At 36.5% G+C, this 19614-nt stretch carries 19 protein-coding genes; all 19 read left to right on the top strand.

Annotated features, from left to right (window positions below):
* Position 1: 1 nt before the first annotated feature.
* The 19 genes from OFO01_RS06400 (at position 2) to OFO01_RS06490 (ending at position 19594) form a co-directional block, all read left to right on the top strand.
* A complete protein-coding gene (locus tag OFO01_RS06400) occupies positions 2-1213 on the top strand; it encodes a phosphoglycerate kinase (RefSeq protein WP_270859370.1) in 1212 nt (403 codons plus the stop codon).
* Positions 1210-1902 (top strand): triose-phosphate isomerase, encoded by a 693-nt coding sequence (locus OFO01_RS06405; protein WP_270859371.1) that lies wholly within the window; start codon positions 1210-1212, stop codon positions 1900-1902. Before OFO01_RS06400 ends, OFO01_RS06405 begins: the two co-directional genes overlap by 4 nt.
* Positions 1899-2717 carry an enoyl-ACP reductase FabI gene (gene fabI, locus OFO01_RS06410; protein ID WP_270859372.1) on the top strand — a complete coding sequence of 273 codons (819 nt, stop codon included), beginning with the start codon at positions 1899-1901 and terminating at the stop codon, positions 2715-2717. Before OFO01_RS06405 ends, fabI begins: the two co-directional genes overlap by 4 nt.
* A gap of 53 nt (positions 2718-2770) precedes the next feature.
* Positions 2771-3751 carry a 3'-5' exonuclease gene (locus tag OFO01_RS06415; protein WP_270859373.1) on the top strand — a complete coding sequence of 327 codons (981 nt, stop codon included), beginning with the start codon at positions 2771-2773 and terminating at the stop codon, positions 3749-3751.
* Positions 3744-4580 carry a DNA ligase gene (locus OFO01_RS06420; RefSeq protein WP_270875522.1) on the top strand — a complete coding sequence of 279 codons (837 nt, stop codon included), beginning with the start codon at positions 3744-3746 and terminating at the stop codon, positions 4578-4580. The genes OFO01_RS06415 and OFO01_RS06420 overlap by 8 nt, the downstream gene beginning before the upstream one ends.
* A gap of 44 nt (positions 4581-4624) precedes the next feature.
* Complete coding sequence (gene galE / locus OFO01_RS06425) at positions 4625-5614, top strand: UDP-glucose 4-epimerase GalE (RefSeq protein ID WP_270859375.1); 990 nt, start codon at positions 4625-4627, stop codon at positions 5612-5614.
* On the top strand, positions 5614-6888 hold the full coding sequence (locus OFO01_RS06430; RefSeq protein ID WP_270859376.1) for a hypothetical protein: 1275 nt from the start codon (positions 5614-5616) through the stop codon (positions 6886-6888). Before galE ends, OFO01_RS06430 begins: the two co-directional genes overlap by 1 nt.
* Positions 6885-8255 (top strand): bifunctional cytidylyltransferase/SDR family oxidoreductase, encoded by a 1371-nt coding sequence (locus OFO01_RS06435; protein WP_270859377.1) that lies wholly within the window; start codon positions 6885-6887, stop codon positions 8253-8255. The genes OFO01_RS06430 and OFO01_RS06435 overlap by 4 nt, the downstream gene beginning before the upstream one ends.
* A 6-nt stretch (positions 8256-8261) precedes the next feature.
* Positions 8262-9737, top strand: a complete 1476-nt coding sequence (locus OFO01_RS06440) for a lipopolysaccharide biosynthesis protein (protein WP_270859378.1) — start codon at positions 8262-8264, stop codon at positions 9735-9737.
* Positions 9734-10909, top strand: coding sequence for a CDP-glycerol glycerophosphotransferase family protein (locus tag OFO01_RS06445; protein WP_270859379.1), 1176 nt, complete (start codon positions 9734-9736; stop codon positions 10907-10909). The genes OFO01_RS06440 and OFO01_RS06445 overlap by 4 nt, the downstream gene beginning before the upstream one ends.
* A complete protein-coding gene (locus OFO01_RS06450; RefSeq protein WP_270859380.1) occupies positions 10897-11859 on the top strand; it encodes a glycosyltransferase family 2 protein in 963 nt (320 codons plus the stop codon). The genes OFO01_RS06445 and OFO01_RS06450 overlap by 13 nt, the downstream gene beginning before the upstream one ends.
* Positions 11860-12009: 150 nt before the next feature.
* Positions 12010-13026 carry a glycosyltransferase family 2 protein gene (locus tag OFO01_RS06455; RefSeq protein ID WP_270859381.1) on the top strand — a complete coding sequence of 339 codons (1017 nt, stop codon included), beginning with the start codon at positions 12010-12012 and terminating at the stop codon, positions 13024-13026.
* Positions 13027-13053: 27 nt separating this feature from the next.
* Positions 13054-13821, top strand: coding sequence for a glycosyltransferase family 32 protein (locus OFO01_RS06460; RefSeq protein WP_270859382.1), 768 nt, complete (start codon positions 13054-13056; stop codon positions 13819-13821).
* 107 nt (positions 13822-13928) lie between these two features.
* Positions 13929-14729: a glycosyltransferase family 32 protein gene (locus OFO01_RS06465; RefSeq protein WP_270859383.1), complete on the top strand. Its 801-nt coding sequence runs from the start codon at positions 13929-13931 to the stop codon at positions 14727-14729.
* A gap of 137 nt (positions 14730-14866) precedes the next feature.
* Positions 14867-17041 (top strand): STT3 domain-containing protein, encoded by a 2175-nt coding sequence (locus OFO01_RS06470; protein WP_270859384.1) that lies wholly within the window; start codon positions 14867-14869, stop codon positions 17039-17041.
* A gap of 1 nt (position 17042) precedes the next feature.
* Complete coding sequence (locus OFO01_RS06475) at positions 17043-17294, top strand: hypothetical protein (protein ID WP_270859385.1); 252 nt, start codon at positions 17043-17045, stop codon at positions 17292-17294.
* Entirely contained in the window at positions 17295-18422 is a 1128-nt protein-coding gene (locus tag OFO01_RS06480) for a glycosyltransferase family 4 protein (protein WP_270859386.1), read from the top strand.
* Positions 18415-19020: an undecaprenyl phosphate N,N'-diacetylbacillosamine 1-phosphate transferase gene (gene pglC, locus OFO01_RS06485; protein WP_270859387.1), complete on the top strand. Its 606-nt coding sequence runs from the start codon at positions 18415-18417 to the stop codon at positions 19018-19020. The genes OFO01_RS06480 and pglC overlap by 8 nt, the downstream gene beginning before the upstream one ends.
* A complete protein-coding gene (locus OFO01_RS06490; protein WP_270859388.1) occupies positions 19007-19594 on the top strand; it encodes an acetyltransferase in 588 nt (195 codons plus the stop codon). Before pglC ends, OFO01_RS06490 begins: the two co-directional genes overlap by 14 nt.
* Positions 19595-19614 lie beyond the last annotated feature (20 nt).

The raw sequence follows: 19614 nt of genomic DNA on the forward strand, positions 1-19614 counted from the left end.
AATGAGCCAAATTTTAGATATTAAGGATTTGAATTTCACAGACGGCGCGAAAGTTTTTATCAGATGCGATTTTAATGTGCCTATGGACGAGTTTGGCAATATCACAGACGATCGCAGAATCCGCTCATCAATCCCTACGATTCGCTACTGCTTAGATAATGGTGGTTGCGTGATACTAGCTAGTCACCTTGGCCGTCCAAAAAACGGCTACGAGGAGAAATTTAGCCTTCGCCCTGTGGCAAAAAGACTTGGCAGATTGCTTGATCGCGAGGTCAAATTTGTCGATGATATCGTAGGAGAGCGCGCTAGCAAGGCAGTTAGCGAGCTAAAAAAGGGCGAGCTTTTATTACTAGATAATTTGCGTTTCGAAAAGGGCGAAACCAAAAACGATACTGAATTAGCCAAAAAATTAGCTAGTTTTGCCGAATTTTATGTAAATGACGCATTTGGCGTATGCCACAGAGCGCACGCAAGCGTCGAGGCTGTGACGAAGTTTTTCGACAATGAGCACAAAGCGGCTGGATTTTTGCTACAAAAAGAGATTAAATTCGCCGCTGATTTGATCAAACGCCCAGCCCGTCCTTTCGTCGCTGTAACTGGCGGTAGCAAGGTAAGCGGAAAGCTTCAAGCCTTGCATAATCTGCTCCCAAAAGTCGATAAACTCATCATCGGTGGCGGTATGGCTTTTACATTTTTAAAGGCTGTCGGATACGATATCGGAAATTCGCTTTTAGAAGAGGATTTGATCGAAGAAGCAAAAAATATTTTGCGCAAAGGCAAGGAATTAGGCGTTAAAATTTATATTCCAGTCGATACTATCGCGGCACCTGCTTGCTCGCAAGATTCTGTTATGAAGCGCGTAACGGTCCAAGAAATCCCAGCTGGCTGGATGGGGCTAGATATCGGACCTGCGACCGTGGCGCTTTTCAAAGAGGCGCTTGATGATGCGCAAACTATCTGGTGGAACGGCCCTATGGGCGTGTTTGAGATCGATAAATTTGCGCGCGGAAGTATGCGTATATCGCACTTCATCGCCGATAGCGACGCTACGACCGTCGTGGGCGGTGGCGATACAGCCGATGTGGTCGAAAGAGCCGGAAATGCCGATGATATGACATTTATCTCCACAGGTGGTGGGGCTAGCTTGGAGCTAATCGAGGGTAAAGAGCTTCCGGGTGTGAAAGTCCTAACTATCGAGGATAGCGAGCAATGATACTAGCCGCAAATTTAAAATGCAATCACACTAGGGCTAGTTTCGAGCGTTATTGCGAAATTTTAAATGCAAATTTAGGCGATGAAATTTTATCAAAGCACGAAATTTTGGTATTTCCGCCGGCTGTGGCTCTGAATTTGGGAAATCACAAATTTATCCAAGGCGCACAAAATTTCTATCCATGCCAAAACGGCAGTTTCACAGGCGAAATCGGCAAGGAAATGCTGGGCGAATTTGACATTTCTTGTGTTTTAATCGGTCATAGCGAAAGGCGTGAAATTTTAGGCGAAAGTGATGAGCTAATCGCAAAAAAATTTGAATTCGCAAAAGCAGAGGGCTACAAAATCATCTTTTGTATCGGCGAAAACGAGGCTGTGTATAAAAGTGGCAAAACCAAGGATTTTCTAGCTTCTCAGCTTGAAAAAATCGATTTAGATTACCAGAATTTAGTTATCGCTTACGAGCCGATTTGGGCGATTGGCACGGGAAATACAGCAACTAGCGAAATTATTGATGAAATTTTAAGCTTTTTGCGCACCAAAACAAAGGCGCCTTTGCTTTATGGCGGAAGCGTAAATCTCAAAAATATCGCCGAAATTTCGCAAATTCCAAGTTGCAACGGCGTTTTAGTGGGAACGGCTAGCTGGGAAGCAGAAAATTTCATAAATCTAATCAAGGAAGCAAAATGATACTAAAAGGCAAAAAAGGTCTAATCGTCGGCGTTGCAAACAACAAATCTATCGCTTATGGCATTGCGAAAATTTGCCACGAGCAGGGAGCGGAGCTGGCTTTTACATTTTTAAATGACGCTTTGAAAAAGCGCGTCGAGCCGATTGCGGCAGAGCTTGGAAGCGATAAAATTTATGAGCTAGATATTAACAATGACGAGCATTTGGCGAATTTGCGCGCGAGTTTAGAAAAAGATTTTGGCAAATTTGATTTCGTGCTTCACGCCGTGGCATTTGCCCCACGCGAGGCGCTTGATGGCAAATTTATAGACACTACAAAAGAAGCTTTTAATATCGCTATGCAAACCTCGGTTTATTCGCTGATTGCGCTTACAAACGCAGTCGAACCGCTATTAAATGACGGCGGAGCGATTTTGACATTAAGCTATCTTGGTGGCGTGAAATTTGTGCCACATTACAATGTCATGGGCGTAGCAAAAGCAGCGTTAGAGAGCTCAGTTCGCTACCTAGCGCATGATTTGGGTGAGCGTGGAATTCGCGTAAATGCGATTTCTGCTGGACCAATCAAAACTCTCGCAGCTAGTGGAATCGGCGATTTTCGCCTAATCCTAAAATACAACGAAAAAAATGCCCCACTCAAACGAAATGTGGATATCTTCGAAGTCGGCAAAAGTGGTGCGTATTTGCTTAGCGACTTTGCCAGCGCAGTTACGGGCGAGATTCACTATGTCGATTGCGGTTATAACATAATGGGCATGGGCGACATCGCTACCGATGATGAGGGCAACACAATCCTAGCGATTGATAAAAACTAATCCTTTTATCCGCCGTTTTGGCGGATAAACTAGCTTGATTTTATGGAAAATTTATGAATAAAAAACAATCTTACATTTGCGTTTTTGACTGCGAAACTGTGCCTGATACTGCGGCTTTGCTTCGAATTTTAGACAAAGAAATCATTGATGAGTGCTATGATGAATTTGACAAAAAAAAATATGCCAAAATTTTGCTTGCTGGAATTGATGCGAAAATTCAGAGCAAAAACGATAGCATCTCAAATACTCTGCCTAAAATTTACGGCGATGAGCCGATTTTTAACGATGATAAAAGCAAAATTTTAAACCACAAAAAGCTTTCAATCGCGGCAATGGCGCATTTCAAGGAAAAAACAGGAAGCGAGTTTTTGCCTATAAATTTCCACAAAGTCGTAAGTATCAGCGCGGTTTTGGCTGATGAATTTGGCAAATTTGTGCGTGTAAGCACCCTGCAAGCGGGCGATGAAAAGGGCAAAATCAAAAAATTTATTGATTTTATCAACTCTCACAATCCGCGCCTTGTAAGTTTCAACGGGCGTGGCTTTGATTTGCCGATGATTATGGTGCGCGCAATGGTGCATAATATCAGTGCCAGCGAGTATTTTTGCACCGATGATAAGCTTGCAAACAAGGATAAATGGACGAATTATCGCTCGCGATATGACGGGGTTTTTCACCTTGATTTGCTCGATCATATTTGCGATTTTGGCTCTGTTAGGGGGCTCAAACTCGACTTTTTGTGCGCGTCTTTGGGACTGCCTGGCAAATACGATGTGCATGGTGATCAGGTTTTGGAGCTGTTTTATGACGAAAAAGGCGATAAAATCGACGAATACTGCCAGAGCGATACGCTAAATACATACTGGCTTTTCCTAAAATACGAGCTTTTGCGTGGTAAAATTTTGCTAAATGATTATTTGGATAATCTAAATTTGATGAGCGAGTATCTGCAAAAACACTGCGCCGATATGGGATATAGTGAGATTTTTTGCGAATTTATCGCGCGCGAGATTGAGAAATTTAAAAATGAATAAATTTGCAAAAACGCTTTTTTGTATTTTTTTATTTTTCGCAAATTTGGCTTTTGGCGATGAATTTCGCCCAATGCTACTGAAAGAATACAAAAAAGGCATGGATATCTCAGGCTGGGTCGTAAGCGAAAAACTCGACGGAATCCGCGCCGTATGGGACGGCAAGACGCTTCGCTCGCGTAAGGGCAAAATTATAAATGCTCCCGAATCTTGGACAAAAGGATTTCCAGATTTTATGATTGAAGGCGAGCTTTGGAGCAGGCGAGGCGAGTTTGAAAAAATCGCTTCGATTGTGAGCAAAGGCAGCCCAGATGAGCGTTGGAGCGAGATTAAATTTTATATTTTTGATATGCCAAACGAGAGAAAAAATTTGTTTGAAAAGATGAAAATTTTATCAAATTTCATTGAAAAAAACGGCGTGCAAAATTTAGTCGTAATCCCACAAACTCCGGTTAGTTCGCACGAACAAATCGAAGAAATGCTAAATTTAGTCGTAGAAAACGGCGGTGAGGGGCTGGTGATCCGAAATCCATACGCGCTGTATGAGAGCGGACGCAGTGCAAATATCCTAAAATACAAAAAAATGCGCGATAGCGAGTGCAAAATCACGCACATAAACCCGGGATATGGCAAAAACAAGGGCAAAATGGGCTCGGTAACTTGCGTGGATATAAAAAGTGGAGTGAAGTTTAAAATAGGGTCTGGTTGGAGCGATGAGTGGCGCGCAAAACCCCCTAAAATCGGCACTATTATCACTTATCAATACCAAAATTTAACAAGTGAAAAAAAGCCTAGATTTCCTACATTTTTGCGCCTTAAACCCGCAATTTAACAAATTAGGGTATAATCAAAAAATTTTTTTAAAAGGAAAATGATATGAAAATTTTAGTTACAGGTGGCGCTGGATACATCGGCTCACATGTTTTAAAGCAACTTTTAGAATCAAATCGCCATGAAATCGTGGTTGTCGATAATCTTTGCAAAGGCTCAATGAAGGCAATCGACGCGCTTAAAAGCGTGGGCGAGTTTGAATTTATCAAAGAAAATTTGGAAAATTTGCCAGTAATCGAGGAAATTTTTAAAAAAGGAAAATTTGACGCGATTATCCATTTCGCGGCATTTATCGAGGTTGCTGAGAGTGTGAAAAACCCGATAAAATACTATCTAAACAACACCGCAAACGCGATAAATTTAATCGCGCTTTGCCAAAAATACGGCGTGAAAAACTTCATTTTTAGCTCCACAGCAGCGACTTATGGCGAGCCAGAAAACGGCAAAGTAACCGAGGAAAGCCCGCAAGCTCCGATAAATCCGTATGGCAAAAGCAAGCTTATGGTCGAGTGGATACTAAAAGATACAGCCGCTGCGAACAAGGATTTTAAATTTGGAATTTTGCGCTATTTCAATGTCGCGGGCGCGTCAAGCGACGGACTAATCGGTCAAAACTATCCAAACGCCACTCACTTAATCAAAATCGCAACCCAAACAATCACTGGCAAACGCGATAAAATGTATATTTTTGGCGATGATTACGATACCAAAGACGGCACTTGTATCAGGGATTATATCCATGTCGAGGATCTCGCGAGCGCGCATTTAGCGGTGCTAGAATACTTGCAAACCAACGACAGCAATGTCTTTAATGTGGGCTATGGCACTGGATTTAGCGTCAAAGAGGTCATCAGCGAGGCCAAAAAGGTAAGTGGAGTGGATTTTGCGGTCGAAATCGCGCCACGCCGCGAGGGCGATCCAGCTTGTCTAATCTCAAATGCTTCAAAAATTCGCTTCCAAACAACATGGGTTCCATGCCATGAGGATTTAGACGAGATAATCCAAAGTGCGCTAAATTGGGAAAGAAAGATTTGATGAATAGCATCAAGCGTGCTATTGTAAAGTTAATGCCAAAATCATTTTGGGATAGTGAGTTATATTTAAAATATTGGCAATGTTTTAAACTATTTGTTACGCATAAACATTACGAAAGTGTTATAGAAAATTTTAAAAAGTGTGAAAATAAAAAAATTCGCTTTGGTGTTTATGTTGCTTACGATAGCATGTTTGGTGGGAAAAGGCTTTGTGAAATCATAAACCAAGATAGTGATTTTGAAAATGCAAAATTTGTGATTGTCCCAAATACTTCTCGCCCTAAAAAGCAGATGATACAAACATATAACGCAACAAAAAAATTTTTTACAGACCACTACGGAAACGATGCCGTAATCGACGGCTACGATGAAAAAACGGGCGAATTTTACGATAGAAGTGAAATGTTTGATGTTGTTTATATCGTATCGCCATATGAAGTAGACAAACACGAGTTTCACTCGCCGTTGTATTTATCAAAACAGAATTTATTGCCGTTTTTTATACAATACGGAATTTGTAATGTTAAATTTGGTACAAAAGCAATTGCTTCCATTCTTGGTATAAATTTTTTATGGAGAGTTTTTCTAAATAATAAATTTGATTATGACGGATTTAAAAAATATGGTTTTGCAGACGGTAAAAATGCCGTTATTAGCGGGTATGCGAAAATGGACGATTTTGTAAATTCAAACAAAACAAATAGTAATAAAAAAAGGATTATTATTGCGCCGCACCATTCTATTAAAGGCTCAGCATTAGAAATTTCAAATTTTTTGTATTATAGCGATTTGCTTTTGGAACTTCCAAAAATGTTTCCAAATGTGGAATTTATTTTTCGTCCGCACCCGCATTTGTTTGTAAATTTGCTAAATTTCGGTTTTTGGAGCGAAAATCAAATTAGTGAATATCTTGAAAAAATAAAAAGCATTATGACATATTCTGTTGGTGGCGATTATTTGGATATTTTTGCAAATGCCGACGGAATCGTGCATGATTGTGCTTCGTTTATCTCCGAGTGGCTTTATAGTGAGAAAAAAGGTTGCTATGTTTCATTTGACGGAAATATTTTTAATAAAATTTCCGAACTTGGCGAAATTTCGCTTAAATTTTATGATATTGCAAAAAATAAAGATGATATTATTTCTTATATTAAACGCGTCGAAGATGGCACAAATGAGCCTATAAATTTGAATAATGTAAAGAAAAATATTATGGTAAATTATCCAAATGCTTCGCAATTTATCGTAGATGAAATCAAAAAGGCACTTAAATGAAAAACATCGCAGTTATACTAGCAGGTGGCGTTGGAAGCCGTCTAAATTTAGGAAAACCAAAGCAGTTTTTAAAGGTTGCCGGTCGCACGGTATTTGAACACACTGTTGAGGTTTTTTCTAAACATAAAAGCATAGATGAAATTTTTATAGTAATGCACCAAAACTTTATAAGCGAAGTAGAAACTATGGTGCAAAAAAATGGCTGGAAAAAGGTTAAAAAAATCCTTGGTGGCGGAAGCGAGAGATATAAATCTAGCCTTGTAGCTATAAATTCATGCACCGATGAAAATGCGAATTTGGTTTTCCACGATGCCGTTAGACCGCTAATCAATGATAGAATAATCGATGATTGCTTACATGCTTTGAGCGAATTTGACGCCGTAGATGTGGCTATTCCTGCTGTGGATACCATTATAGAGCTTGATGAAAGCAAGGAATTTATAAAAAATATCCCAAATAGAAATTATCTATTTCGTGGTCAAACACCACAAGCTTTTAAATTAAAAACTATAAAAAAAGCTTATGAAATCGCTTTAAAAGATCCAAATTTAAAAACAACAGATGATTGCGGTATCGTAAAAAAATATCTACCTGAAACGAAAATTTTTGTCGTAAAAGGCGAAGAGAGTAACATAAAGCTAACATATCCAGAAGACATTTATCTGCTAGATAAACTTTTTCAACTAAAATCAACAACACTTAGTAAAAGAATAAATTTGAAAAATTTAAAAGATAAGGTTATGGTTGTATTTGGCGGAAATAGTGGTATCGGCATGGATATGATAAAAATCGCTAAAAAACATGGCACAAAATGTTACTCTTTTTCAAGAAGCTCTACAAATACTGATATAAGCGATATAAAATCAGTAAAATCAGCCTTAAAAAGTGTTTTTGAAAAAGAAGGCAAAATAGATTTTGTCGTAAATTCGGCTGCCATTTTAAACAAAGAACCGATAAATCACCTAAACATAAAAACGATAAAACAGATAATCGATATAAACTATGTCGGTATGGTAAATGTAGTTTTGGCTAGTTTTGAATATCTAAAAGTTACAAAAGGGCAAATTCTAAATTTCACTTCTAGTTCATATACTAGGGGCAGGGCAAATTATGCTTTGTATTCATCGACTAAATCAGCCGTTGTAAATTTCACACAAGCCATAGCCGAAGAGTGGCAAGATGACGGCATAAAAATAAACTGCATAAATCCACAACGAACAAAAACGGCTATGAGAATTTCAAATTTTGGCATAGAACCAGCAAATACCTTATTGAAATCCCAAAAAGTGGCTGAAATCTCGCTAAAAACTTTGCTTAGTGAATTTAGCGGGGAAGTTATAGATATTAAGATAGCAGAAAGCTTTTAAATAGCCGTGCAAGAGAATATAATTCAAAAAACTAAATTTGGAATTTTATGGAATTTATTTGAACGCTTTGGGGTTCAAGGGCTTGGTTTTATTTTCGGCATTATATTAGCTAGAATTCTATCGCCAAATGATTATGGAACTATTGCACTTTTAACGGTTTTTATCGCGCTTAGTTCCGTTTTTATTGAAAGTGGTTTTTCTAAGGCTTTAATACAAAGACAAGACAGAGATGAATATGATTTTTCAACTGTTTTTATTTTTAATGTAGTTGTTGCAATAGTATTTTATTTAATTTTATTTTTTGTTGCTCCATTTATCGCAGAATTTTATAAAATTCCGGAACTTACAAATTTGGCAAGAGTTCTGTTTTTGGTTTTGATTTTACAATCGCTGCGTATAGTGCAAACGGCAAAATTTCAAATAAATGTTGATTTTAAGAAAATCGCTTTTATAAATTTAATCTCTATTATTATCGGTTGTCCTTGCGGGTTAATTTTTGCATTAAATGGATTTGGTGTTTGGTCGCTTGTTTGGCAAAACATTATATCGCAGAGTGTAGCAGTAGCGTTATTTTGGTATTTTGGTAAATGGATACCAAAAACTGGATTTAGCAAAAAATCTTTTAAAAAATTATTTGCGTTTAGCTCAAATTTGATTGTAATTGGAATAATTGGAATTGCGGTAAATAGCGCCTACACGCTAATTATTGCTAAATTTTATTCTACAAAAGATTTAGGGTTTTATAACCAGAGTGAAACTTGCACTAGTAATATTTTTGGCGTGATAACAGGAGCTATTGTAGGAGCCACTTTTCCACTGCTTTCATCTTTGAAAAATGATAAAGATGAGCTTATAAGAATATTTAAAAAACTTCTTAAAACTATCTCTTTAACTACAATTCCTGCAATGTTTGGTTTTGCTATGATAAGCGAAAATTTTATTTTAGTGCTTTTGACGGAAAAATGGCTAGCCGCTGCTCCTTTACTATTTTGGTTTGCTCTATCTTTTATCTTTACGCCACTAAATGGAGCAAATTTAAATTTGCTTGCAGCAATCGGTAGGTCTGATTTGTTGCTAAAAATTGAAACAGTAAAGATGATTTTAACCTTTTTGATGATGGCTATAACATTTCCAATAAGTTTAAAAGCGGTTGTCATAGGCAGGGCTGTGCTTGGATTTATAGCCTTTTTTATAAATACATATATCATTGGTAAATATTACGACTTTGGTGCTTTTAGACAGATTGGATATATTTGGAGAAGCTTTGTAGCGTCTTTTGTTATGGTTTTTGTAATCTTTTGTATTGATTATTTCATATCAAATCCTTTATTAAGTTTGATTTTATCGATACTAATTGGCACAATAGTTTATATTTTTACTCTTTGGATTTTAAAAGAAGAAGAATTTTTTATATATTTTGGTAAAATAAAACCTCTTGTAAATAAAAAATTTAGTAAGTTTTCAAATTTGGGAAAAAAATGAGCAAAATTCTGTTTTTTGTGAAATTATGCTTTAATCTGTTTTTATATTTTCTTGCAAAAATTACGCCAAAAGATGAGAAAATTTGGCTATATGGTGCCGTAAATGGGACAAATTTTAGTGATAATAGTAGGTATTTTTTTGAATATATGATAAAAAATCACCCCGAAATTAGAAGTATTTGGGTTACAAAAAATAATGCCGTTGTAGAAAAAATGCAAAATTTAGGTTATGAGTGCTATAAAGCGTATTCGATAAAAGCTATATTTTTTGGGCTTAGAGCCGGATTTTTCATAACTTCGCATGTGGTTGATCAAGCATTTATGGGAAATACTGCCACAAAAATCATAAATCTTTGCCACGGCGTTCCACTCAAAAAAATCGGTGGCGATGATATTTATAATTCAAGTACTCATAAAACCATAAAAAACTGGCTAATAACTACTTTTTTTCCATTTACCGTGGTAAAAAATTCTTTGATTTGCGCCAGTGGAGAAGAAGATAAAAAGCACTTTTTTAGCGCATTTAACTACAATTATTTCAGTGTAAAACTTGATGATATCGCAATCACGGGTTATCCAAGAAATGATATTTTGCAAAGTATAAAGCCAAAAAATTCGCAAACGCAGGTTTTGTATATGCCTACTTTTAGAAGCGCAGGAAGCGATGAAATAGACCTTTTTAGCGATTTTAAAGCGTTGGAATTTGATAAGATTTTTAGAGAAAAAAATATTAAATTTATCATAAAAATTCACCCATTCAATCGTCCAAATGAACAAATTTTAAACACGCTTAAAGATTGTAAAAATATCGAATTTGCACCTATGATAGACGCTACCGAGCTTTTATGCAAAGCCGATATTTTAATCACGGATTATTCTAGTTGTTATATTGATTTTTTGCTAACTTTGCGTCCTGTGGTTTTTGCGCCGTTTGATTATAACAAATACATCGCCACTTCAAGACAACTTCATTATGATTACAACGCCGTTACACCAGGGGAAAAGTGCAAAAATTGGGATGAAATCATCGCCCAAATACTAAATATGATTAACGGAGCTGATGAATTTAAAAATGAGCGTAAAAAAGTGCGTGATTTTTTCCATAAACACAATGACGCAAAGGCTTGTGAGCGTGTATATGAAGCGATAAAGGAGAAATTTTGCAACCAGTAGTTTCAGTTATAATCCCAGTTTATAATGTAGAAATTTATCTAAAAGAGTGCCTAAATTCCGTGATAAACCAAAGTTATAAAAATTTAGAGATTATCTTAGTTGATGATGGAAGCAAGGATAAAAGTGGAGAAATTTGCGATGAATTTGCAAAAAATGATAGCCGTGTTAAGGTATTTCATAAAGAAAACGGCGGTGTAAGCAGTGCTAGAAATTTAGGACTTGATATGGCAAGTGGCAAGTATATAGCCTTTGTAGATAGTGACGATTATATAAAAAAAGATTTTATTTTATCAATGATAAATTCTATTTTGAAAAATCATAGTGAAGCCTGTATCGTCCAAAATCCTAAATTTAGCATTGAAAAAGAAAATTATGATTCTAAGGATTTGTTGGAATTTATGATTTATGATTTAGAAAATCGCCGTTTTACATGGGGCATACTAAACAAAATGTATGATAAAAATTGTGTTAATGATATTAGATTTTCAATGGATGAAAAAGTCGGTGAGGATTTTAGCTTTTTTGCTGATTTTTGTTTAAAAGATAAAAAAATAAGTGTCGTCTCAAATGATTTTTATTATTATCGCATCGACAGTGAAACATCTGTAATGCACAATGAATTTAATGCTGATAAATTTAACACTGTTTTTTTGGTTTGTGATAGATTTATACAAAAGGCAAGGAATTTAAACGATAAAAATTTGGAAAATAGTGGATTTTGGTATAAAACTTATTGGCTTATTTATTTGTATTATAGGACTAGAAACGAGATAAAAGATAAACAAAAAAAAGAAAATTTAATGAAACAATATTCGGAAAAAATGCGAGAAGTTTTTCCTAAAATAGCTTTTAATGGTAGAATAAGATTAAAAATTAGGATTTATATATTTTTGCTTGGATACTGTCATGGTTTTATCAAATTTACTCGTAAAATTCGTAATATAGATTAAAGTAAATTTAAAATGAAATTTCTATGCTTTTTGCACTCAAATTTTTATTTTTTATTATATGCGCAAAGCGTGATAAGAGAAAAATTTAAAAACAAATTGTAGTATAATGCTAAATTTAAAAATTAAATTCAGAAAGGGTAGTTTTATTTTATGAAACCAAAAATTTCTGTGATTATTCCTTGTTATAATCTTGGAGAAAAAATCAAACCTTGTCTAAATAGCGTTATAAATCAATCGTTTAAAGATATAGAGATTATCGTTGTAAATGACGGTAGCACTGATAATTCGCTTCAAGTAATTCAAAAATTTAAAGATGATAGAATTGTAATCGTAAATAAAGAAAACGGCGGTTTGCCAAGTGCCAGAAAGGCTGGTTTTGATGTAGCAAAAGGCGAATACATAAGCCATATCGACGGCGATGATGAGATTGTGCCAAATTTTTTAGAAAGCCTATATAAAGGCGCTAGCGAAAATAATGCAGATTTGGTTTTAAGTGATGCTATTTTTATACGAGACGGCGTAGAGAGTATCCACAAAGATAGCTTGCAAAGTGGCATTGTAGATAAAAAAAAGTATTTAGATGATATATTAAATGCTAGATATGATAGAGTTTTAACTTCGGTTGTCAATAAATTATACAAAAAAACTTTGCACGATAAGGTCGAATTTCCTGTTGATATTAGATTTTACGCAGAAGATAGGTGCATAATCCCAAAAATAGCATTTTTTGCAGAAAAAATTTACAAAGTAGATGATACATTTTATAGATACTATCTAAATCGAAAACAGATGACATTTTTAAAGCTCAAAGATAATTTTATCGTAAATGAAAGCTTGACGAATTTTTTCACTAAACAAGGCTTTAACGACGCAAAAACAATATTTTGTAAAGATAGTATGAGAGTTATGTTTCACTATTTTTTCATCTCTACCCCTTTTGATAAAAATGACATAAAACAAACTTTAAAAGAGTATAAAAGCAAAATTTACGAGATAACAAAAAGTAGCGAATTTAAAGATTGTAGTTTGGAAAAATATAAAAAATTTATGCTTTCTATTTTGATAAGATTGCCAAATTCTGTTATTTTAAGTATTTGTGCCATGTCAAAAACTTTGGCGAAATTTGCTATTTTTGCTAGAAATTTATTTTTAAAGATAAAAAAGTAATGAATAAAGATATATAAAGGACTAATTATGATACCAAAAATTATACATTATTGTTGGTTTGGCGGTAAGCCGCTACCACAAATGGCACTAAATTGTATCAAAAGCTGGAAAAAATACTGCCCAGATTATGAAATCAAAGAGTGGAACGAAAGCAATTTTGACATAAACGAACTACAATACACAAAAGAAGCATACGAAGCGAAAAAATATGCTTTTGTTGCCGATGTAGCAAGGCTCAAAGCTTTGTATGAATTTGGCGGAATTTATATGGATACCGATATGGAACTTTTAAAAAATATCGATGAATTGTTAGATAATAAAGCGTTTATAGGCTTTGAAAGCCCAGAATATGTAAATTCTGCGATTTTTGGTTGTGAAATGAAATCGGATTTAGTAAAACAGATATTGAATTATTATAGCAGTCATAAATTTATGCTAGAAAATAATCAACTAAACACAACAACCATTGTAGCAATAGTAACAAATATACTATCTAAATATGATTTGAAACAAAATGGCGAGTTGCAAACGGTAGCTGGTTGTAGGGTTTATCCGAGTGATTATTTTTATCCAAAAAATTTTGATACTAATAAAATTAATTTTACAAATAATACTTATGGTATTCATCATTACGATGGCAGTTGGCTTGATGAAAAAGAAAAATTTAAAATAGAACAAATGTATTATTATATAGATAAATTTGGAATTGTTTTTGGTAAATTTATTTATATTTTGAAACAAGATGGCATAGGTGGGATATTTGCGTTAATCAAAAGAAAACTAGGACTCAAATAATGAAATCATATATAATTAGCGTTATAGCCCCGATATATAATGTCAAAAAATATATCGCCAAATATGCCACAACACTATTTGAACAAGATTAGATTAAAGGACTAATTATGATACCAAAAATTATACATTATTGTTGGTTTGGCGGTAAGCCGCTACCACAAATGGCGCTAAATTGTATCGAAAGCTGGAAAAAGTATTGCCCAGATTATGAAATCAAAGAGTGGAACGAAAGCAATTTTGACATAAACGAACTACAATACACAAAAGAAGCATACGAAGCGAAAAAATATGCTTTTGTTGCCGATGTAGCAAGGCTCAAAGCTTTGTATGAATTTGGCGGAATTTATATGGATACCGATATGGAACTTTTAAAAAATATCGATGATTTGATGAATAATAAATTTTTTCTTGGTTTTGAAAGTGCCGAGTGCGTAAATTTAGCAATCTGTGGTAGCGAAGCAAAATCAGATATATTGCAAGAAATGCTAAATTATTACAAAACACACAATTTTATGCTAAAAAACAATCAACTAAACACAACAACTATCGTAAAAATAATGACAAATATATTGGTCGGGCGAAATCTTAAACTAAACGGCGAACTTCAAAAAATAGATGATTGCGTTGTTTATCCGACCGATTATTTTTATCCAAAAAGTCTTGAAACAAACACGACTAAATTTACAAACAATACATACGCAATCCACCATTATGACGGCAGTTGGCGAAGTGAATTAGAGACAAAAATATTTGAAAAAAGAGCGTGGTTTATAGATAAATTTGGAAATAAATTTGGCAAATTTCTGTATTATTCTTATTTTGTGATACAAAATATAAAAACTTACGGAATAAAAGAAGCTTTTAATAAGAGTATAAACAAATACAGAGCAGCCAAAGGGATATTTTAATTTTTTGCTTATAAAAAACTAAAAATTTGTAAAAATTTATGAAAAAAAGGCTAAAATAAGAGCCACTTTTTTTGACAAAAAAAAGATAAGCAAAGATTTAATCTTAAAAATTGAAGAAATCGACAAAGGATATAGGGGTGAATAATAGCGCACAAAACACGCAAAATGAGGCAAATTTACCAAATAAGCCAAAATTTGGCGTTTTTAAATTTATTAAAAATTTTGAACTCTCCAAACATTTGTTAATTTTGATTGTTTTAGCTTACGGCGTGAGTGTGATTTTTAGGCTGTATTGGGTGCAGTGGGCGAGTGGATACTCTCACATACTTTCGTGGAATAATCAAATCATGATCAACACAAATGACGGCTATGCGTTTGCTGAGGGGACGAGGGATTATTTGGCTGGATTTCATCAGCCAAATGATTTAAGTTACATTGATTTTCCCTTAGCTAAGCTAACCGCGTTATTAGCGCAGATTACGCCATTTTCGCTAGAAACCCTATTTTTGTATATGCCGGTTGTTTTTTCATCGCTTATCGTCGTGCCGATTTTGCTCATTTCGGCTGAATTTCGCGCCCTTAGGGCTGGATTTATCGGCGCGCTAGTTGCTTGTGTGGCAAACAGCTACTACAACCGCACAATGGCTGGGTATTATGATACCGATATGCTAAATATCGTCTTGCCGATGTTTATCTTGTGGGCGTTTATTAAGGTCTGCACCAAGGGCGATGCTAGGGCGCTGTTTTTTACAGGCGCATTTGGGATTTTTTATCTGTGGTGGTATCCATCTAGTTTTTCGCTAAATGCGATGATGTTAGGCGCGCTAGTGCTCTACACGCTTGTTTTTGCGCGCAAAAATTTGGTGAATTATGAGGCGATAATTATATTTTTACTAGCGATTTGTTTTTATTATTTGTATATTAAAATTTTGCTTTTTTTGGCGATTTTTTATCTTTTTGCTTACAAAAAAGAGCTTGTAAATTTTAGAATTTTGCTTGGCGTGGGAATTTTAGTTTTTGCGATTTTTATTTATTGTGGCGGATTAAATCCGATTATTTTCCAGGCTAAATTTTACATTTTCCGCTCACTCGCGGACAATCCTGACACGATTTTTCACTTTTTTAATGTCAATCAAACTATCCAAGAAAGCGGTCTCGTGCCAAAAGAGGTCTTCATGCGCCGAATCAGTTCGAGCGTGATTGTCTTCGTGGTGGCGTGCGTAGGGTATGTGGTGCTGTGTTTTAGGCACAAAGAGTTTTTGCTCTCACTGCCACTTTTGCTTTTGGGCTTTGCGGCAAACAAAGCAGGTCTTAGATTTACCATTTATGCTGTGGGCGTAATGGGGCTAAGCTTTGGGTATATTTTGTATTTTTCGGTAAAACGGCTAAATTTGCCAAAATTTGCCGGTCGCATTATCTTGCTAGCCTTAACTATTTTGGCGCTTTATCCAGCGTGGCAACACATCAAAGCATACACCGTCGAAACTGTCTTTTTCAAAAGCGAGGTCGAGGTTTTAGACAAGCTCAAAACTATCGCCGATCGCGAGGATTACGCGCTTGCGTGGTGGGATTATGGCTATGTCATAAGGTATTATTCCGATGTCAAAACCCTAATTGACGGCGGCAAGCACCTGGGCAATGACAACTACCCGGTAAGTTTCGCGCTTTTGGCTGATCAATACAGCTCAGCGCACATGGCGCGCGTAGATGTCGAATACACAGAGCGAAATTTCACCGAGAAATTTCCAAATAAAATAAAGCAAATTTTAGCTGATTACAAGCTCGATGATTTCAATGCGTTTTTGCTAAATTTAAGTCTGCCAGATTTCAAAACACCAGCCAAAACGCGCGATATTTATTATGTCTTGCCAGATCGCATGATGAGCATACTCTCGACCGTGTCGCAGTTTTCGAACATCGACATAACCACAGGCAAAATGAAAAAAGATAAAATTTTCATCGCTAGTGAGAGGTTTTGGCAAGATGAGAGCGGTATAACTATGGATAATGGTATCAAAATCGCAAATAACTTGCTTAGCATAGAGGCTGAGGGCAATAAATTTCCGATAAATACATTTTTCGAAACCAGTCGCAGCGCTAGTGGCAAACTCGAAGTCAAAGAGATCAAAGTCGATAGCTCGGCGCAATTTTCGATAATTTATATGAAGGATTATGGCAGATTTTTGCTGCTTGACCCTGAAATGCTAAATTCGACCTATATTCAGCTTTTTGTGCTAGAACGCTATAAAAGCGATCTTTTCGAGCCTGTGGTCATAAGCCCAGCTGTGAAAGTTTATAGATTAAAGAAATAAAATGGCGAAATTCGGGTTTTTATCTCACTCTGATATGAGCAAGGCGAAAAGTCGCAAACTGCTTTGCGACGAGCCGCAGCGAACGCCGCAGTCGCGTTGTGGTGTAGCCACAGCGACAAGGCGGGGGTTGGCGAAGTTTTTGGTAACCAAATTTTACGCTATTGCAAAATTCTTTAAAAATTATGAAATTGCAAACTTCGCCAACGGCTCATATCGTTTTGCAACTTTATCTTTAATTTTAAAGGCATATTAAATGGCGAAATTTGGTTTCCTTTCACACTCTGATATGAGCATTTATTTTTTCAGAGCGCCCATTATGCGGGAGTTACAGCGTCTTGGTCACGAGGTTTTTGCGATAGCGCCACGCGGAAATTATACTAAGGATTTGGAAAAAGAATTTATTAGCGTAACTTACGATTTAGACAAAGCTAGTCTAAATCCACTCAAAGTATCGCAAAATACGGCAAATTTGGCTGGAATTTTAAAAGAGCTAAATTTGGATTTTTTGCAAACTTCGGCGCACAAATCAAATGTTTTTGGCACATTTGCGGCCAAAAAGGCTGGAATTTCGCGTGTGTTAAATTTAGTCGAGGGGTTAGGAAGCTTTTATATCGACACTGACCTTAAATCTCGCATGGTCAAATTTAGCATTGAAATGCTCTATAAAAGGGCGTTTGCGCAAAGTCAGGGTTGCATTTTTGTAAATGACAGCGACCCTGATTATATGCTCTCTCGCGGACTTATTAGCGAGAATAAAATTTTTCGCATTAAAAGTGTCGGTGTAAATAGCGAAATTTTCGCTGAATTTGCTCACGAGCGCGCGAGCATGCCTGAGATTACAAAGGGCAAAAAAATCGTGCTAATGAGCGGTCGTGCGCTTTGGCATAAAGGAATAGCCGAATTTTACAAAGCCGCTGAAATTTTAAAAGAGCGCAAAGACGCTTGTTTTGTCTTCGCAGGCGATGTTTTTGCAGGGAATAAAAGCTCGGCTGATGAGGCGTTTTTGCGCTCAGGAAATGTCGTTTGGCTAGGGTGGAGAGATGATGTAGCGGCGCTTTATAAGGCGTGCGATATTTTCGTGCTTCCAAGCTACAAAGAGGGCTTTCCGCGCACTGTTTTGGAGGCTATGAGTATGAGTAGGCCTTGCGTGGTAAGCGATGTCAGCGGGTGCGTTGAGGCTGTGCAGGACGGCGTAAATGGGCTAATCTGTAAGGTTAGAAACGCGAGCGATTTGGCTAGAAAGATTGAAACGCTACTTGATAATGAGAGTTTGGCGCGCAAAATGGGGCAAGCTGGGCGCAAAATGGTGGTCGAAAACTACGATGAGAAAATCATAGCGAAAAAATATATTGAAATTTACAGGAAATTTATCGATGTATAGGGCATTTTTCAAACGATTTTTGGATTTTTTTGGCGCACTTTTTTTGATAATTTTGACTTCGCCACTTATGATTGTAACATATTGTCTAATCCGCAAAAACATAAGCAAAAGCGCGATTTTCACGCAATCCAGGCCAGGGCTTGACGAAAAAATTTTTAAAATTTATAAATTTAAAACCATGAGCGACGAGCGGGACGAGGGCGGCGAACTTTTAAGCGATGAATTGCGCCTGAACGAATACGGCAAAAAAATCCGCGCCCTAAGCCTTGATGAGCTTCCGCAGCTTTTCAATGTCCTAAAAGGCGATATGAGTTTCATCGGACCTAGACCTTTGCTCGTAGAATACCTGCCACTTTACAGCGAAGAGCAAAAACTTCGCCACAGCGTGCGACCGGGCATTACAGGTTTAGCGCAAGTAAATGGGCGAAATGCCATTAGTTGGGAAAAAAAGTTTGAATTCGACACGCATTACGCTAAAAATTTAAGCTTTTTGCTAGATCTTAAAATCGCACTTTTAACCATAAAAAAAGTTATCAAAAAAGACGGCGTTAATAAAGAAGGCATGGCGACAACGGAGAAATTTAATGGAAAAAACTAAAATTTATATTTACGGCGCGAGCGGTCATGGCAAAGTCGTGTGCGATGTCGCAAAAAGCGCAGGTTATAAAGAAATCGTTTTTTTAGACGACAACGGCGAGTTGAAATTTAGCCCTGATTTGCCGAAATTTCCCGTTATAATCGCAATCGGCGATTGCAAAATCAGAGCAAATTTGCAAAAAAAAGTTAGCGAAGCAGGTTTTGAGCTAGCCACGCTTATACACGAAACTGCCGTGATTTCAAGCTCAGCTAAAATCGGGCGTGGTGTGGTCATCATGCCAAATGTCGTGGTAAATGCGGACGCGATTATCGGCGACGGGGTGATTTTAAATTCAGCGTGTGTAATCGAGCATGATTGCGTAGTGGGCGAGTTTAGCCACATTTGCCCGCGCGTGGGCGTGGCTGGAAATACCAAAATCGGGCGTGGCGTGTGGCTTGGGATCGGCTCGTGCGCGATCCAGGGCATAAATATCGGCGAGGGCTCATATATAGGGGCTGGAAGCGTCATTATCGGCGACATCGCCCCATTTAGCCTAGCTTATGGTAACCCAGCGAGAATAATCAAGAAAATTTGAAATTTAGTTTATTGGTATTG

The sequence above is a fragment of the Campylobacter sp. JMF_01 NE2 genome, assembly GCF_027737365.1.
GTDB lineage: Bacteria > Campylobacterota > Campylobacteria > Campylobacterales > Campylobacteraceae > Campylobacter_B.

Coding starts and splice junctions, on each gene's coding strand:
- OFO01_RS06400 (WP_270859370.1), top strand. CDS start 2: ATGAGCCAAATTTTAGATATTAAGGATTTGAATTTCACAGACGGCGCG.
- OFO01_RS06405 (WP_270859371.1), top strand. CDS start 1,210: ATGATACTAGCCGCAAATTTAAAATGCAATCACACTAGGGCTAGTTTC.
- fabI (WP_270859372.1), top strand. CDS start 1,899: ATGATACTAAAAGGCAAAAAAGGTCTAATCGTCGGCGTTGCAAACAAC.
- OFO01_RS06415 (WP_270859373.1), top strand. CDS start 2,771: ATGAATAAAAAACAATCTTACATTTGCGTTTTTGACTGCGAAACTGTG.
- OFO01_RS06420 (WP_270875522.1), top strand. CDS start 3,744: ATGAATAAATTTGCAAAAACGCTTTTTTGTATTTTTTTATTTTTCGCA.
- galE (WP_270859375.1), top strand. CDS start 4,625: ATGAAAATTTTAGTTACAGGTGGCGCTGGATACATCGGCTCACATGTT.
- OFO01_RS06430 (WP_270859376.1), top strand. CDS start 5,614: ATGAATAGCATCAAGCGTGCTATTGTAAAGTTAATGCCAAAATCATTT.
- OFO01_RS06435 (WP_270859377.1), top strand. CDS start 6,885: ATGAAAAACATCGCAGTTATACTAGCAGGTGGCGTTGGAAGCCGTCTA.
- OFO01_RS06445 (WP_270859379.1), top strand. CDS start 9,734: ATGAGCAAAATTCTGTTTTTTGTGAAATTATGCTTTAATCTGTTTTTA.
- OFO01_RS06455 (WP_270859381.1), top strand. CDS start 12,010: ATGAAACCAAAAATTTCTGTGATTATTCCTTGTTATAATCTTGGAGAA.
- OFO01_RS06460 (WP_270859382.1), top strand. CDS start 13,054: ATGATACCAAAAATTATACATTATTGTTGGTTTGGCGGTAAGCCGCTA.
- OFO01_RS06465 (WP_270859383.1), top strand. CDS start 13,929: ATGATACCAAAAATTATACATTATTGTTGGTTTGGCGGTAAGCCGCTA.
- OFO01_RS06475 (WP_270859385.1), top strand. CDS start 17,043: ATGGCGAAATTCGGGTTTTTATCTCACTCTGATATGAGCAAGGCGAAA.
- OFO01_RS06480 (WP_270859386.1), top strand. CDS start 17,295: ATGGCGAAATTTGGTTTCCTTTCACACTCTGATATGAGCATTTATTTT.
- pglC (WP_270859387.1), top strand. CDS start 18,415: ATGTATAGGGCATTTTTCAAACGATTTTTGGATTTTTTTGGCGCACTT.
- OFO01_RS06490 (WP_270859388.1), top strand. CDS start 19,007: ATGGAAAAAACTAAAATTTATATTTACGGCGCGAGCGGTCATGGCAAA.